Annotated in this window: 9 protein-coding genes; 3 read left to right on the forward strand and 6 right to left on the reverse strand. The window is 72.2% G+C overall.

Annotated features, from left to right (window positions below; all coding sequences use genetic code 11):
* Positions 1-221 precede the first annotated feature (221 nt).
* Positions 222-2,084 (reverse strand): MFS transporter, encoded by a 1,863-nt coding sequence (locus ACZ4A5_RS05635; protein ID WP_467578737.1) that lies wholly within the window; start codon positions 2,082-2,084, stop codon positions 222-224.
* A gap of 204 nt (positions 2,085-2,288) precedes the next feature.
* Positions 2,289-4,844 carry a D-alanyl-D-alanine carboxypeptidase family protein gene (locus tag ACZ4A5_RS05640; RefSeq protein ID WP_467578739.1) on the reverse strand — a complete coding sequence of 852 codons (2,556 nt, stop codon included), beginning with the start codon at positions 4,842-4,844 and terminating at the stop codon, positions 2,289-2,291.
* A 242-nt stretch (positions 4,845-5,086) separates the two neighbouring features.
* On the opposite strand from ACZ4A5_RS05640, the gene ACZ4A5_RS05645 reads away from it, so the two are divergent.
* The 3 genes from ACZ4A5_RS05645 (at position 5,087) to ACZ4A5_RS05655 (ending at position 7,546) form a co-directional block, all read left to right on the forward strand.
* Positions 5,087-5,863, forward strand: a complete 777-nt coding sequence (locus ACZ4A5_RS05645) for a GOLPH3/VPS74 family protein (RefSeq protein ID WP_398869083.1) — start codon at positions 5,087-5,089, stop codon at positions 5,861-5,863.
* Positions 5,864-6,291: 428 nt separating this feature from the next.
* Positions 6,292-7,152, forward strand: a complete 861-nt coding sequence (locus ACZ4A5_RS05650) for a helix-turn-helix domain-containing protein (RefSeq protein WP_467579125.1) — start codon at positions 6,292-6,294, stop codon at positions 7,150-7,152.
* A gap of 199 nt (positions 7,153-7,351) precedes the next feature.
* Complete coding sequence (locus ACZ4A5_RS05655) at positions 7,352-7,546, forward strand: DUF397 domain-containing protein (RefSeq protein ID WP_467578741.1); 195 nt, start codon at positions 7,352-7,354, stop codon at positions 7,544-7,546.
* Between the two features lie 441 nt (positions 7,547-7,987).
* Here ACZ4A5_RS05655 and ACZ4A5_RS05660 read toward each other — a convergent pair whose 3' ends face one another.
* From ACZ4A5_RS05660 to ACZ4A5_RS05675, 4 genes are all read right to left on the reverse strand, one after another.
* On the reverse strand, positions 7,988-9,106 hold the full coding sequence (locus ACZ4A5_RS05660) for an ADP-ribosylglycohydrolase family protein (protein WP_467578743.1): 1,119 nt from the start codon (positions 9,104-9,106) through the stop codon (positions 7,988-7,990).
* Positions 9,107-9,246: 140 nt separating this feature from the next.
* Positions 9,247-10,320, reverse strand: a complete 1,074-nt coding sequence (locus tag ACZ4A5_RS05665) for a DUF8017 domain-containing protein (RefSeq protein WP_467578745.1) — start codon at positions 10,318-10,320, stop codon at positions 9,247-9,249.
* Between the two features lie 83 nt (positions 10,321-10,403).
* Positions 10,404-12,998 carry a bifunctional FO biosynthesis protein CofGH gene (locus tag ACZ4A5_RS05670; protein WP_467578747.1) on the reverse strand — a complete coding sequence of 865 codons (2,595 nt, stop codon included), beginning with the start codon at positions 12,996-12,998 and terminating at the stop codon, positions 10,404-10,406.
* Between the two features lie 420 nt (positions 12,999-13,418).
* Positions 13,419-14,276 carry an LLM class F420-dependent oxidoreductase gene (locus tag ACZ4A5_RS05675; protein WP_467578749.1) on the reverse strand — a complete coding sequence of 286 codons (858 nt, stop codon included), beginning with the start codon at positions 14,274-14,276 and terminating at the stop codon, positions 13,419-13,421.
* Between the last annotated feature and the right edge of the window lie 117 nt (positions 14,277-14,393).

The following is a 14,393-nucleotide window of genomic DNA, read 5'->3' on the forward strand; positions in this document are numbered from 1 at the left end:
CATCTCGTGGGAGGGCCCTCGTTGAGGGCCCTCCCGCGCGCACGGGGCGTTTTCAGTCTCCCCCCCCCCCCCCCCCCCCCCCCCGTCCGGCGATTGAGGACAACGCGCGAAGCGTGTTGCGGGGGTCTGGGGGCTTGCCCCCCACGCGGCGGAGCCGCACATCAGACGCAGCCGGGAAGGGGCGGGGCTGGGGAAGAAAGAAGCGCCCCGCCGCAGGCGGGTCAACGCGCCAGATTCTCCGGGCACCCCGTGCCACGCGGCAACTTATAAGGCGAGGCGATCCGATACGTGCCGGCCCGCGGAGCGTAAAGCATCGTCCAGTCATCCTCAGGCTCCCCCGCCCGAGACTCCTGCACCTGCTTCACCAGGCACCCGTTCACATTGACCGCCGGCTCCCCGTGCGGCCCCGGCTTCGGCGGCTGGACGGCCTTGCCGTCCTTGTCGACGACGCTCAGCCACGGGGAGTACGGGATCCGGATGAGCACCGGGCCCGCGGACCTCACGGTGATCGTGACCTCGTTGGCCTCGACGCGGTCCACGACGGCCGGCGGGTCGGCGAGCGGGGTCGGCGCGTCGACCGCGTAGACCCGCCAGTTGTCGTCGGACCACACCTGCCGCAGATACGGCTGGCCCTTGACGACGAGCTTGGCCTCCGCCTTGGCGGCGTCGTCGGGCTCGCCGGTGGGCAGCACGACGTAGTGCACGGCCCAGCGGTCGAGCCAGGCGCGGTAGCTGGAGGGGTTGAGCAGGTCGGGCTCGTAGAAGAGCGGGTTGCGCTCGCGGTCCGCCTGCCGGTTCCAGCCGCGGGCCAGGTTGACGTACGGCGCGAGGGCCGACGCCTCGCGGTGGCTGCGGGCGGGCACGACCTCGACGCGCCCGCGGTCGGCGTCCAGCTTGTGCAGCCGGTCGACCAGGGGCGCGAGCTCCCGCGCCCAGGAGGCGGCGGGCGTGGTGTGCATGATGTCGCCGATCGCGCTGGTGGCCTGCCAGATCGTGCAGGTGAGCGCGGCGAGGACAAGCGCGGTCCAGCCCCGGGCCGAGCGCAGCAGCTCCGCACGCGGCGGAACCTTTCGCTCCGTGAGGACGGCGACGAGCACGACCCCGCCGAAGACCATGCCGAGCCGGGAGATGTTCGTGCCGATCTGCGACGGGATCAGCCAGACCAGCAGCACACCGAGGACGTAGAGCGCCGACACCATCCGCACCGTGCGCCACTGCCTGGGCACGAAGACGACCCCGAAGATCCCGCTGAGCAGCGGCAGGATCGCCGAGGGGAAGAACATCGGCTGCTGGCCGGAGAAGGGGAACAGCCAGGCCGACAGGGCGACCACCGCGACCGGCGGCAGCCCCAGCGCGTACGCCGCGGGACGGCGCTTGCCGAGCCACAGCGCGGCCGCCACGATGCCCACGAAGAGACCGGCGACCGGGCTCCCCGCGGTGGCCAGCGCGGCCGCCGCCCCGGCGAGCGCGGCCCGCCCCCACTTGTACCGGCCCTCGTTGCGCCACCGCGCGGGCCACGCGAAGATCGCGGCCACGGCCGCCAGCCCGAACATCATGCCGAGCCCGAACGTCACCCGCCCGGAGATCGCGTTGCCGGTCAGCGCGAGCGCGCCGTAGAGCGCGGGCCACAGGGGCCGCCGCACGGCGCGGCTGCGCACCAGCAGCAGGGCGATCAGCCCGGCGGACACCGTGCCCGCGATCATCATGGTGGGCCGGACGCCGAGCTGGGCCATCAGATACGGCGAGATCGCGCTGTACGAGACGGGGTGCATCCCGCCGTACCAGGAGAGGTTGTACGCCGACGACGGGTGCTGGAGCGCGAACTCCGCCCAGGCGTCCTGGGCGGCCAGGTCCCCGCCGCTGTTGGCGAACACCAGGATCCACAGCACGTGCAGCAGCGCGGCCACGAGGAGCGTGGTGAGCACCGGCCGCCCGGCGAGAGTGCGAGCGGCGTGCGGCAGGCGCTCCCGCACGCTCCCGCCGCCCTGCGGCGGGCGGTCGGGTACCCGTATCCGGGAGGGGGTGTCCTTCTTGCCGGACGGCTCCTCCGGTTTCCCGGCGCGCGTCGGCCCCACGGTGGTCACTGCTGCTCTCCCCGTCTCCCCCGAGGTCCTGGCCCCCATCTTCACGCTGTCCCGGTTGCCACGGGTAGCGGCACGGCGTTCCGGCCGTACTCAAACCCTCGCGACGCTAGCACGCCGGGCCGAAGCGGCCTTCACCGAGAAAGGGCTCCTGGTCCGTACGCACTCGTACGGACCAGGAGCCTCGCGTCTTTGCTGCCCGGCGGCTCAGCCGAGGCGCGTCAGCTTCGCGCCGAAGCCGGGCTCGGCCAGCGGCTTCTGGAGGGCCACCGGCACCTTCACCGCGTTCGGGCCGCTGCCCACGGTCAGCTCGCCGACCTCGGTGCCCGCCTTCGCGGAGTGCGGCACGGGCTTGTCGCCCTTGCCGACGACGAGCTTCGCGGTCATGCCGGGCCAGCCGACACCGGTGAGGTCGCGGGTGGCGACGACCGGGGTCTTCCCGCCCAGGCCGTCGTCGACGTAGCCCACGACGTCGCCCTTGCTGACGAGCTTCGCCGAGGTCAGCGCGTTCTGCACGTCCTCGATCATCTTGTAGCTGACCTTCTTGACCAGCTTCAGGCTCATCTCGGCGTTGACGTCGGGACCGCCCTTGAAGTGCTGGGCCATCGTGACGCCGAGGATCAGGTTCTCCTTGCCGTTGATGGTCCGCTTGGCGGCCCACATCAGCGTGCCGCCGGCCGGGGTGGAGGAACCCGTCTTGATGCCGAGGCCGCCCGGCTTGATCAGCAGCTCGTCGTTGTTGTTGTTCAGGTGCTGGCCACCGGCGACGTTGGTGTTGGGCTTGGCCACGATCTCCCGGAAGACGTCGTCCTTCATGACCTCCTCGGCCAGCTTCAGCTGGTCGACGGCCGTGCTCTTGGTCGTCTCGTCCAGGCCGCTGGGGTCGGTGTAGGTCGTGTGGGTCATGCCCAGCGACTTCGCCGCGTCGTTCATCTTCGCGACGAACGCCTCCTTGGACTGGGCGTCCCAGCGGGCCAGCAGGCGGGCCGCGTTGTTGCCCGAGGGGATGAGCAGCATCTGGAGCAGGTCGTACTCCGAGACCTTCTCGCCCTGCTTCAGGGTCACCAGGGACTCGTCCTTGGCGTGCGAGTCCTGCTCGGCCTGCGCGTCGACCGTGATGTCGGGACCCTTGTCGCCCTTCTTGAGCGGGTGGCCCTTGAGGATCACGTACGCGGTCATCACCTTGGCGACGCTCGCGGTCGGCGTGGGCGTCTCGTCGCCGTACGTGCCCAGGCTGCCGACCCCGGCGACCTTGGCCGCGGCCTGGCCCTGGTCGGGCCACGGCATGGCGAACTTCTGGCCCTGGAAGGTGTACGTGGCCTTCGCGGAGTCCGTCGTCAGCTTCGGGGCGGGCAGCGGGCGGAACGCCTGCACGACGCAGAAGATGATCGCCAGCAGCGCCACGATCGGCGTGTAGATCTTCACGCGGCGCAGCGTGTTGCGGACCGGGGTGGGCTCGGGCGGCGGCGTGTTCGTCAGCTGCGCGAGCAGGTCCAGCGGCGCGGCGGGCTGCGCGGGCGGGGCGTCCGCCCCGGGCTTCGGGCCGGACGGCTCCTGCGGCTTCGCCGACGCCTTCGGATCCGTCTTCGGCGGGGCGGGGGGCGAGGTGACCGTGACGGGTATGGCCGGCTTCCCGGCGGGCTTCGCGGGCGCGCCGTCCAGGGACTTCAGCGGCACGAACTGGCTGGTGCGCTCGGAGTCCGACTCGGCCGCGGGCGCCTTCGGCGCCTTCATCAGCGCGGTGGGCTGGTCGTCGGAGCCGGGCTTCGCGGGCGCTTCGGGGGCCTTGATGAGCGCGGTCGGCTGGTCGTCGGAGCCGCGCTTGGCGGGAGCGGCCCCGGCCGGGGCCTTGACCGCGCCGAAGACGGCGGTCGGCTGATCGGCGGCGGGCTTGTCGCCCTCGGCCTTCGCGGTGCCGTCCTTGGCCTTCGGGCGCACCGCGCCGAAGACGGCGGTGGCCTGGTCGGCCGTGGGCTCACCGGCGGCCTCGGGCTTGTCCTCGGCGTCGGTCGCTCGGACCCAGCGGGGCTTCTGGGCGCCGTCGCCGGACTTGCCGGAAGCGGCGGCGGGCTTGCCGGCGTCGGCCTTCTCGCCGTCCGCCTTCGGACGCAGGGTGCCGAAGACAGCGGTGGCGCGGTCGGCGGCCGGCTCACCGGCACCGTTCCCGTTCGCGGCCTTGCCGGCGTCGGCCTTGTCACCGGCGGCCTTGTCGGCGTCGCCCTTCGGGCGCAGCGTGCCGAAGACGGCCGTGGCACGGTCGGCGGCGGGCTTCCCCGAGCCGTTCGCGGACTTGTCGCCGTCGGCCTCGGCGGCCTTGCCGGCCTTGTCACCAGCGGCCTTGTCGGCGTCGGCCTTCGGGCGCAGGGTGCCGAAGACGGCGGTGGCGCGGTCGGCGGCGGGCTCGGGCTTCTTGTCGTCGTCCGCGGGCTTGTCCGCGCCGGCGTCGTCGTCCGTCTCGGCCGCGTCGGCCACCCACGCCGCGACGGCGGCCTTCAGGCGCGCGTCACCGCCGCGCACCGCCGCCTTGCCCGGGTCCTCGCCCGGCGAAACGGGCGGCTTTTCGTCGGAATCCGCGTCCGCCCGCCCGGGGGATTCCTCGGACTTCGAAGGCCGCGCGTCGGACGCGGCGGAGGTTTCCGATTCCCGGAAAACCCCCAGCCGCGGGTCGCGCTCGCCTTCAGTCGTCTCCCCCGACGACTTCCGCTGCTCCGACTTGTCGGGGGACTCGCCCGCCACCGATGCCTCCTCGAATTCCCACGCCATACACGCCATACACGCCGTCACGGGGCGCGACTGCCCCGCCCTGGACCTTCACAACGCTTACCAGTGTCCTTCGTCGCCGCCTCGCCACCGCGCAACCGCACCGTCAAAGGGCTTCGACTGGCCTCACCGACGTGCTAGACGAGACGACATACCTACCGGTTCCCACCCGAAGCCACCACGCGCTCTCGACAGACCAATGTGAGAGGGGTCACCCTGTCACTCATCCACGCGGGGAGGCATGGATGGGCAGGAGCCGCAGAACAATTCCGGAGGAGCTTCTGCTGCTCGCCCTGGACCCGGCCACGGGTACCACGGCGCAGCCGCAGTCGCTCGACCTCGGTCTCGCCGGGGCACAGCTCGTCGAGCTGGCTCTGGCCGGACGGATAGCCCCAGACGGGGATCGTATCGCCGTGGTGATGCCACGGCCGACAGGAGATCCGACCCTGGACTCCGCACTGGAGCTGCTGCGTCGCCGCGGCAGCCCGGTCCGCGCCGTCCACTGGATCGGCGGGCCCCGGCTGGGGCTGCGTCAGACGTATCTCACGCACCTGGAGCGGTGCGGCATGGTGCATGCCGTGGCGGGCCAGATGTGCGGGGTGCTGCCGACGACCCGCTATCAGGCCACGGACACGGCCATCAGCCGGGAGATCAGGGCCCGGCTGGACAGCGCGATCCGCACCGGCGTGCCGCCGGACCCGCGGACCGCGGCGCTGGCCGCGCTGGCCCACGCGGTGGGTCTGGGCAAGCATCTCTACCCCGGTAACGAGGGGCGGTCGTCCCGCTCCCGGCTCCGGGATCTGATCAGGCACGACCCGATGGGCGGGCTCGTGGCCCACGCCGTCATGGATGTGCAGAACGGCGTCGCCGCACAACCACGGCGACAGCCGGCCACGGCCGGCGGCGGCAACGGCTCAGGACGCCGCTCGACGTCCGTCCGGGCCGCGGTGGAGCCCTCCGGGGCCTCCGCTCAGCAGGTGGCGCACGGGGCGGGCGTGATGGCCCGCGCGGGCGCTTCCTGAACCGGTCCCCCAGCCGGTGAATCGTCAAGCCGCCAGGCAGTCCGGCATCGCGGCGATGCCGCGGCCGGCACCGCCGGCGGCCCCGGTAACACCCCCAGCACGACGCGCAGTACAGCTTCGGCAGTTTTCCGGCACATATGTGACACACCCTCAGCTCCACCAGCTCCACCGGCCGCACCGCAGTCCTCCGGCCCGGTCCGGGAGCCGCGGAACCGCGCGGGGTGGTGGGCCTGTCGCCCGGGACGGCGGCACGGTCCGCCGCCCCGCGCACGCGTCTGCCGTCCCGCCGCGCCGCCGCACGTCACGGGCCCTTGCCGCGGGTCACCGCCGGTGGACCCTGTGTAGGCCGTTTTCCAGCGCCGCCCCGGCCAGTGGTGGCAGGCTGCGAGGTCAGGAGACAGAGCATGACGGAGCCGGAGGTGCGTCCCGTGGCGTCCAGTGTCAATCCCACCGTTAGGCGACGCCACTTGGGGCAGGAGCTGCGCAAGCTCCGCGAACTCAAGGGCATGACCGCCGAGGAAGTGGCCGAGCGGCTACTTGTCTCGCAGTCGAAGATCAGCAGGCTGGAGAACGGCCGACGGAGCATCAGCCAGCGTGACGTCCGCGACCTGTGCGGGGTGTACGGGGTCGAGGACCACCGCATCGTCGATTCGCTGATGCAGATGGCGAAGGAGTCGCGCCAGCAAGGCTGGTGGCATGCCTTCGGCGACATCCCCTACAGCGTCTACATCGGCCTGGAGACCGACGCCGCCTCGCTGCGGGTCTACGAGGCGTCGCTGGTCCCGGGCCTGTTGCAGACCCCCAACTACGCGAGCGCGGTGACGGAAGGCTCCTGGCCGGAGGCCACGGCGGCCGACATCGAGCGCCGCGTGCAGGTCCGCATGCGCCGCCAGGAGCGCATCACCGACCCCGACAACCCGCTGCGGCTGTGGGCCGTCATCGACGAGTCGGCGCTGCGCCGGATCGTGGGCAGCCGGGCCATCATGCAGGAACAGATGCGCAAACTGGTCGAGTTCAGCTTGCAGCCCCACATCACCGTGCAGGTGCTGCCGTACGACGTGGGCGCGCACCCGGGGATGTACGGCAAGTTCTGCATCCTCGAATTCAACGACCCGCAGGACGCCAGCACCGTCTATCTGGAGGGCATCACCAGCGACCTGTATCTGGAGAAGCCGAATGATGTCCAGACCTACAGCGTGATGTATGAGCATTTGCGGATGCAGGCACTCAACGCCGAGAACTCGCGGCAGTTCATCGAGCGGGTCGGCGAGGAGTGGGCGACAGGCTGAGGCTCGAAAGGGCCGCACGGTACACCGCACATCCTGTTCCAGGAAGAGGCTCCCGGGATATGCCATCCGGTCGAGTGAATGGGCCATTCATCAGCTGATGTTGGCGCGTACCGTCGTCGGCGTCTGGGAAATCGGTCGGACCACCGGCCTGACACCCGGGCGATATCGACAGCGACTCACCCAAGGCATGGGAGCAATCATGGCGATCCAGCAGGGAAACACCACGTGGCGTAAGTCTTCGTACTCGCTGGCCAACGGCGACTGCGTGGAGGTCGCCTCCCCCCTCCCCCGGACCATCGCGGTTCGTGACTCCAAGGAGCCTCAGCGTACGGCGCTGAGCTTCAGCCCGGACGCTTGGTCCGCGTTCGTGGCGACCGTCACCTCTGCCGCCTGATCCTTCGGCCGATCCGATTCTCTTCGCAGTCCCGTGCGGAGCCCTCTCATCCTTGCGGCTGAGGGGGCTCGGCCGTTTCTGGGGGCGGGTTCGCGTGCGCCTGCGGCGGTGCGGCTGTCGGGTGCGGGCCGACTGACGCCTGCGGCGGGCTTGTTCCCCTACCCCGCCCCTTCCCGACTGGGGCTGCGCCCCAGACCCCGCAACACGGCTTCGCCGCGTTGTCCTCAAACGCCGGACGGGCTGAATATTCAGCCCGTTGGGGGCACCTCTGGGGGCACCCCCGGACGGAGTCTGGGGGAGGTAGCTGGGGGAGTTTGAGGACGCGGCCGCAGGCCGCTGGGGTCCGGGGTCTCCCCGGTTTCGGGAAGGGGCGGGGCTGGGGAAGAAGCCCGCCGCAGGCGCGACCGGCAGCCGACCCGCACCCCGCAACCGGCCCGCACCCTACCTCGGATACCGCCCCAGCCAAGCAGACCGCTCCGCCGGACCGTGCAAGCTCGCCCCCTGCGTCAGCTCCATCGCGAAGTCGTCCGCCAGTTCAAGGATCGTCGCGCGCCCCTCCAACTCCACCACCCAGGGCGCCGGCAGAGCCGTCTCGCCGTGCAGGGCGCCGAGGAGATTGCCGCACAGGGAGCCCGTGGAGTCGGAGTCCCCGCCGTGGTTGACCGCGAGCAGGAGGCCGTGGCGTACGTCCTCGGCCACCAGCGCGCAGTAGACGCCGATGGCGAGCGCCTCCTCCGCCACCCAGCCCTCGCCCAGGGAGGCGACCCGCTCGGGCGACGGCATCCCCTGCCGCACCGCGCCGAGTGCCTGCTGAAGGGCGCCGCTGGTCTCCTCGTGGCCGGGGTGGGTGGCCAGGACGGCCAGCGCCCGCTGGACCGCGCCGTCCAAACCGTCGCCGCGCGCGGCGCCGTGCACGATGACGGCGAAGGCGCCCGACGCCAGATACCCCGACGGGTGGCCGTGCGTCTGCACGGCGCACTCGGCGGCGAGCTGGAAGACGAGCTCCGGCTCCCAGCCCACCAGCAGTCCGAACGGCGCGGAGCGCATCACCGCGCCGCACCCCTTGGAGCCGGGGTTCCTGGGTGCCTCCAAGGTGCCCATGGTGGTGTCGGCGAGGCCGGACAGACACGCGTTGCCGGGTGCCCGCCGCGCGTACAGCCACTCCTCGCGCGCCAGCCAGCCGGCGTCCGGCTCGCGCTCGTCGGGGCCCCAGGCGCGCTGGGTGGCGGCCCAGCGGAGGTGGGCGCGGTGCACGTCGGTGGGCGGGTGCCAGGCCCCCGTGTCCCGCCGCACATGGGCCCGTATCAGCCCGTCCACGGTGAAGAGCGTCATCTGGGTGTCGTCGGTGATCGCCCCGCGCCGCCCGTACGCGGGCACGTAGTCGGTGACGCCCTCCGGTCCGTGGGTGGCGCGGATCGCGTCGAGGGAGTCGAACTCGATGCCCGCGCCGAGCGCGTCGCCGATCGCCCCGCCGAGCAGGCAGCCGCGCACCCGGGCGCGGAAGTCCTGCTGCTCCGCTCGGCTCCACAGCGCGGGGGTCGCGCCGGCGGTCGTGGTCACGTCCTGGCCTCCTGGCGTCGCTTCGTCCCGTCCGGTCGGTGCCCGGCACGGCTACAGCTACAGCTACAGCTACAGCTACAGCTACAGCTACAGCTACAGCTACAGCTACAGCACTGTAATGGCGCCCCTCACCGGGGGCTTCAGCCCTTGGCGGGCCGGACCGTGGCCATGATCTTGTCGATCTCGGCCTCCGGCAGCGCGTCGGGCACGCCCTGGTCCGCGTAGATGACCCAGCTGTGGAACTTCCCGTCCGGCAGCTTCTCCACGATGCTCTTGGAGATCGCGGTGGCCGGAACGCAGGCGCTCGGGCGGTTGGACACGGTCACCTTGGCCGTCGCCGTCCAGCCGTCGATGCCGTTGTGCTTCCACGGCTTGGCCTCGGACACCTCGATCTTCGGCTTGTTCGCCTTGCCGCCGTAGGCGAAGAAGCCCCAGTTGCCCGCCCAGTTCCGGGCGTTCTCCTGGATGCTCAGCGACGGGTCGCCGCCCATGGTGCCGACCGTGGCGAGCTGACCCTTGCCCGCCTCGCCGAGTGCCTTGGGGTTGGCGCTGGAGGAGCAGCCGCCCTCGCGGAAGTGGGCCACGTCGCGCATCGTGATCTGCGGCTTGCCGGACTCGTCGACGTACGACGTCATGGTGTCCTGCGGCAGGAGGTTCCACTGCGCGTCCTTGCCCGGCACGTCGTACCGGAAGCGGTACTCCCTGGCGGTCTGCGTCTGCCAGCCGGCGACCATCGGCCGCGTGCCCGAGGGCGCCGGGCTGTCGCCGCCCGTGGGCTTGTCGCCCTTCTTGGCGCCCGGGTCGGGGGCGATGACGCTCTGCCCCTTGTCGTCCTTCTTGGCCTCGTCGCTCTTCTTGTCGTCCTTCAGCAGGAAGAACGCGCCACCGCCGATGACGGCCAGCGCCACGACACCGCCGACGACGGCGAGCAGGGTCTTGTTGCTCTTCCCCTGCGGCGCGGGCGCGGGAGCGGGCGGCTGCGTGCCGTACGGGGACGGCGGCCGCATGCCCGGCGGGGGCGGCGGCTGCATCCCGGACGGCGGGGGCGGCTGCGTCCCCGGCGGAGGCGGCGGGGTCACGGCCGGCTGCGCGAAGACGGTCGGCTGCGCGTGCAGCCCGCCGCCGGGCGGCGCCACGGCGGGCTGATCGACGGCCGTGGCCTCCGGGCGCTGCTGAGGTTGGTGGGGCTGCTGGGGATTCTGAGGCCAAGACATGCGCGTAACTCTATGCAGCGCACGTCGCTGATCCATTGAGGCAAATCAACAGATCAGCAACGTTCGCACCGGCGCGCGGTGTCCTAATCCTCCAGAACCGGCAGCAATTCCGGCAGATGGCCGTCCGACATCGCCGCCGCCGACAGCCGTTCCTGTGACACCTCGCCGTAGAGCGTGGTGCGCGCGCGTGCCGGGCGGCCCGCCGACTCCGCTATCGCGACGAGGTCCTGGACAGAGCGGTACGAACCGTAAGAAGAGCCCGCCATGCGGGAGATGGTCTCCTCCATCAGCGTGCCGCCCAGGTCGTTCGCCCCGGAGCGCAGCATCTCCGCCGCGCCGTCGGCGCCCAGTTTGACCCAGCTCGTCTGGATGTTGGTGATGTGCGGGTGCAGCAGCACCCGGGCCATCGCCGTGACCGCCCGGTTGTCACGCATCGTCGGACCGGGGCGGGCGATGCCCGCGAGGTAGACGGGGGCGTTGGTGTGGATGAAGGGCAGGGTCACGAACTCCGTGAAGCCGCCCGTCTCCTGCTGGATGCGCGCGAGCGTCCGGAAGTGGCCGAGCCAGTGCCGGGGCTGGTCCACGTGCCCGTACATCATCGTGGACGAGGACCGGATGCCCACCTCGTGCGCCGTCCTCACGACGTCGATCCACGTCGCGGTGGGCAGCTTGCCCTTGGTGAGGACCCAGCGGACCTCGTCGTCGAGGATCTCGGCGGCCGTGCCGGGGATGGTGTCGAGCCCGGCCTCCTTGGCGGCGGTCAGCCACTCGCGGACGGACATGCCCGTGCGCGTCGCGCCGTTGACGACCTCCATCGGCGAGAAGGCGTGGACGTGCATGCCGGGGACGCGCTCCTTCACCGCGCGCGCGATGTCGAAGTAGGCCGTGCCCGGCAGGTCCGGGTGGATGCCGCCCTGCATGCAGACCTCGACCGCGCCCACGTCCCACGCCTGCTGGGCCCGGTCGGCGACCTGCGACAGGGACAGGGTGTAGGCGTCGGCGTCCGTGCGGCGCTGGGCGAACGCGCAGAAACGGCAGCCGGTGTAGCAGACGTTGGTGAAGTTGATATTGCGCGTGACGATGTACGTGACGTCGTCACCGACCGTCGCCCGGCGCAGCTCGTCCGCGATGCGGCACAGCGCGTCGAGGGCGGGGCCGTCGGCGTGCAGCAGGGCGAGCGCCTCGGAGTCCGTGAGCTTGGTGGGGTCGTCGGCGGCCTGGGACAGGGCGGCGCGCACGTCGCCGTCGATGCGGGAGGGCACCATGCCGGGGGCGGCGGCCTCGCGCAGCGCCTCCCAGTCGCCGTACACCTCGTCGAAGTCCTCACGCCGGTCGCCGGTGCGACCCTCCGTGTCGACGGCGCGGTGCAGGTCCGTACGGCCCGCGGCGACGAAGACGTCCTCCGGCTCCTGCCAGGGGCGCCCCTCCACCACGGCGTCCTCGCGGGCCAGGCCCGTCTCCGGGTCGGCGAGCGCGCGGACGTGCGGCAGCAGCCGGGGGTCCAGCCAGGGCTCGCCGCGCTGGACGAACTCGGGGTAGACGGCGAGACGTTCCTTCAGCTCGAAGCCCGCGGCCGCCGAGCGCTCGGCCAGCTCCTCGATCTGCGGCCAGGGGCGCTCGGGGTTGACGTGGTCGGGGGTGAGCGGCGAGACGCCGCCCCAGTCGTCGATGCCCGCGCCGATGAGCCGCGCGTATTCGTCGTCCACGAGGTTGGGCGGCGCCTGGAGGCAGGCGGACGGGCCCATGATGTGCCGGGCGACGGCGACGGTGGCGACCAGGTCGTCCAGCTCCGCGTCCGGCATGCCGCGCATCGCCGTGTCCGGCTTGGCGCGGAAGTTCTGCATGATGAGTTCCTGGATGCCGTGGTAGGCGCGGGAGACGCGGCGCAGCGCGAACAGCGACTCCGCGCGCTCCTCGGGCGTCTCCCCGATGCCCAGCAGCAGCCCGCTGGTGAAGGGCACGGAGCTGCGGCCGGCGTCCTCCAGGACGCGCAGCCGGACGGCCGGTTCCTTGTCGGGCGAGCCGTAGTGCGGGCCGCCGGGCTCGCTCCACAGCCGCTCGGCCGTGGTCTCCAGCATCATCCCCATCGAGGGGGAGACCGGCTTGAGCCGCTGGAAGTCCGTCCAGGTCATGACGCCCGGGTTGAGGTGGGGCAGCAGCCCGGTCTCCTCCAGGATGCGGATCGCCATGGCGCGGACGTACGCGATGGTGTCGTCGTACCCCTCGGCCTCCAGCCACTCGCGGGCCTCGGGCCAGCGGTCCTCCGGCTTGTCCCCGAGGGTGATCAGCGCTTCCTTGCAGCCGAGCTCGGCGCCGCGCCGGGCGATGGCCAGCACCTCGTCGGGCGACATGAACATCCCGTGGCCCGCGCGGCGCAGCTTGCCCGGCACGGTCGCGAAGGTGCAGTAGTGGCACTTGTCGCGGCACAGGCGGGTGAGCGGGATGAAGACGCTCTTGGAGTACGTGATGACACCGGGCCGCCCGGCGGCTTCCAGCCCGGCGTCGCGCACGCGCGCGGCGGACGCGCACAGGTCGTCGAGATCCGCGCCGCGTGCCTGGAGCAGCACGGCGGCCTCGCTCACGTCCAGCGCCACCCCGTCGCGGGCGCGCCTGAGCGCCCGCCGCATGGCGTTGGCGGTGGGTCCTGCCTGCGAGTTTTCGTGGGCACGGGAAGTCATTGTCCGAGCCTATGCGACGGGGTCGCGGGCGGCTCTGGGGCACCGTCAGTAACCCCCACGGGGTCTGTGTCCGCGGGTACGGCTCCGCCGTGGGGCGCCTGCGGCGGGCTTTTTCCCCAGCCCCGCCCCTTCCCGAAACTGGGGGTGATCCCCCAGACCCCCAGCAACACGGCTTCGCCGCGATGTCCTCAAACGCCGGACGGGCTGGCTTTCCAGCCCGTTGGGGGCACCTCCCAGCGGTAGCTGGGGGAGTTTGAGGACGCGGCCGCAGGCCGCTGGGGTCCGGGGTCTCCCCCCACGCGGCGGAGCCGCACATCAGACGCAGCCGGGAAGGGGCAGGGCTGGGGAAAAAGCACCGCAGGCCGACGAACCCGCACCCGGGGGCCGGGGAAAAAGCCCGCCGCAGGCGCCCACCACCGGTCACAGAAAATCCGCATGCGCGTCCAGCGCCCGAAGCACCTCCCCCTCCCCCGCCGACGGCAGACCCACCACGACCTCCCGCAACCCCAACTCCGCGAAATGCGAGAGCTTCCCCGCCGACGGCCGCACCGCGTACGGCACCACCTCCGGCTCGCCGGGGCGCCCCGCCGCGGACCACGCCTCGCGGAGCTGCGGGATCGTGTCCCGCAGGCCGCTGCCGCCCACCGGCAGCCAGCCGTCCGCGTACTCCGCGATGTGCGCGAAAAGCTTCGGCCCGGCCGCGCCGCCGATGAGGATCCGGGGGCCGACCAGCGGCTCACCGCCCTTCCGGGCGCGTGGCGGGCGCACCGGCTTGGGGTGGGCCCAGCTCGCGCTCACGGAGCCGAACTCGCCCTCGTACGCGGTCGGTTCGTCCGCCCACAGGGCCCGCATCAGTGCCATCCGGTCGCGGACCAGCTCGCGCCGCCGCGCCCAGGGCACGCCGTGGTCGGCGGCCTCCTCCACGTTCCAGCCGAAGCCGATGCCGAGCGTGAAGCGGCCGCCGCTGACGTGGTCGAGGGTGGCGGCCTGCTTCGCGAGGTGGACCGGGTCGTGCTGGGCGACAAGCGCCACGCCCGTGCCGAGCGTGATCCGCTCGGTGACCGCCGCCGCCTGTCCGAGCGCCACGATCGGGTCGAGCGCGCGGCCGTACTCGCGCGGCAGCGGGCCGCCCATCGGCGCGGGGGTGTCGCGGCTGACGGGGATGTGGGTGTGTTCGGGGAGGTAGAGCCCGTCGAAGCCGCGCTGTTCCAGCTCGCGCGCGAGCCGGACGGGGCTGATCGTCTCGTCGGTGAGAAAGACCGTGGTGGCAATCCGCATCCGGGGCACCTCCGTCGGGGCTGTGGCTGGCGCGGGGTGACGTGGGTCACCCCCGGGGTTCCGGCTGTCACCGTATGCCCAACGGGGCGTCAGGGGGGCCGACCGGCCGGTCGCGCC

It is taken from the genome of Streptomyces sp. NPDC025618 (assembly GCF_055558795.1).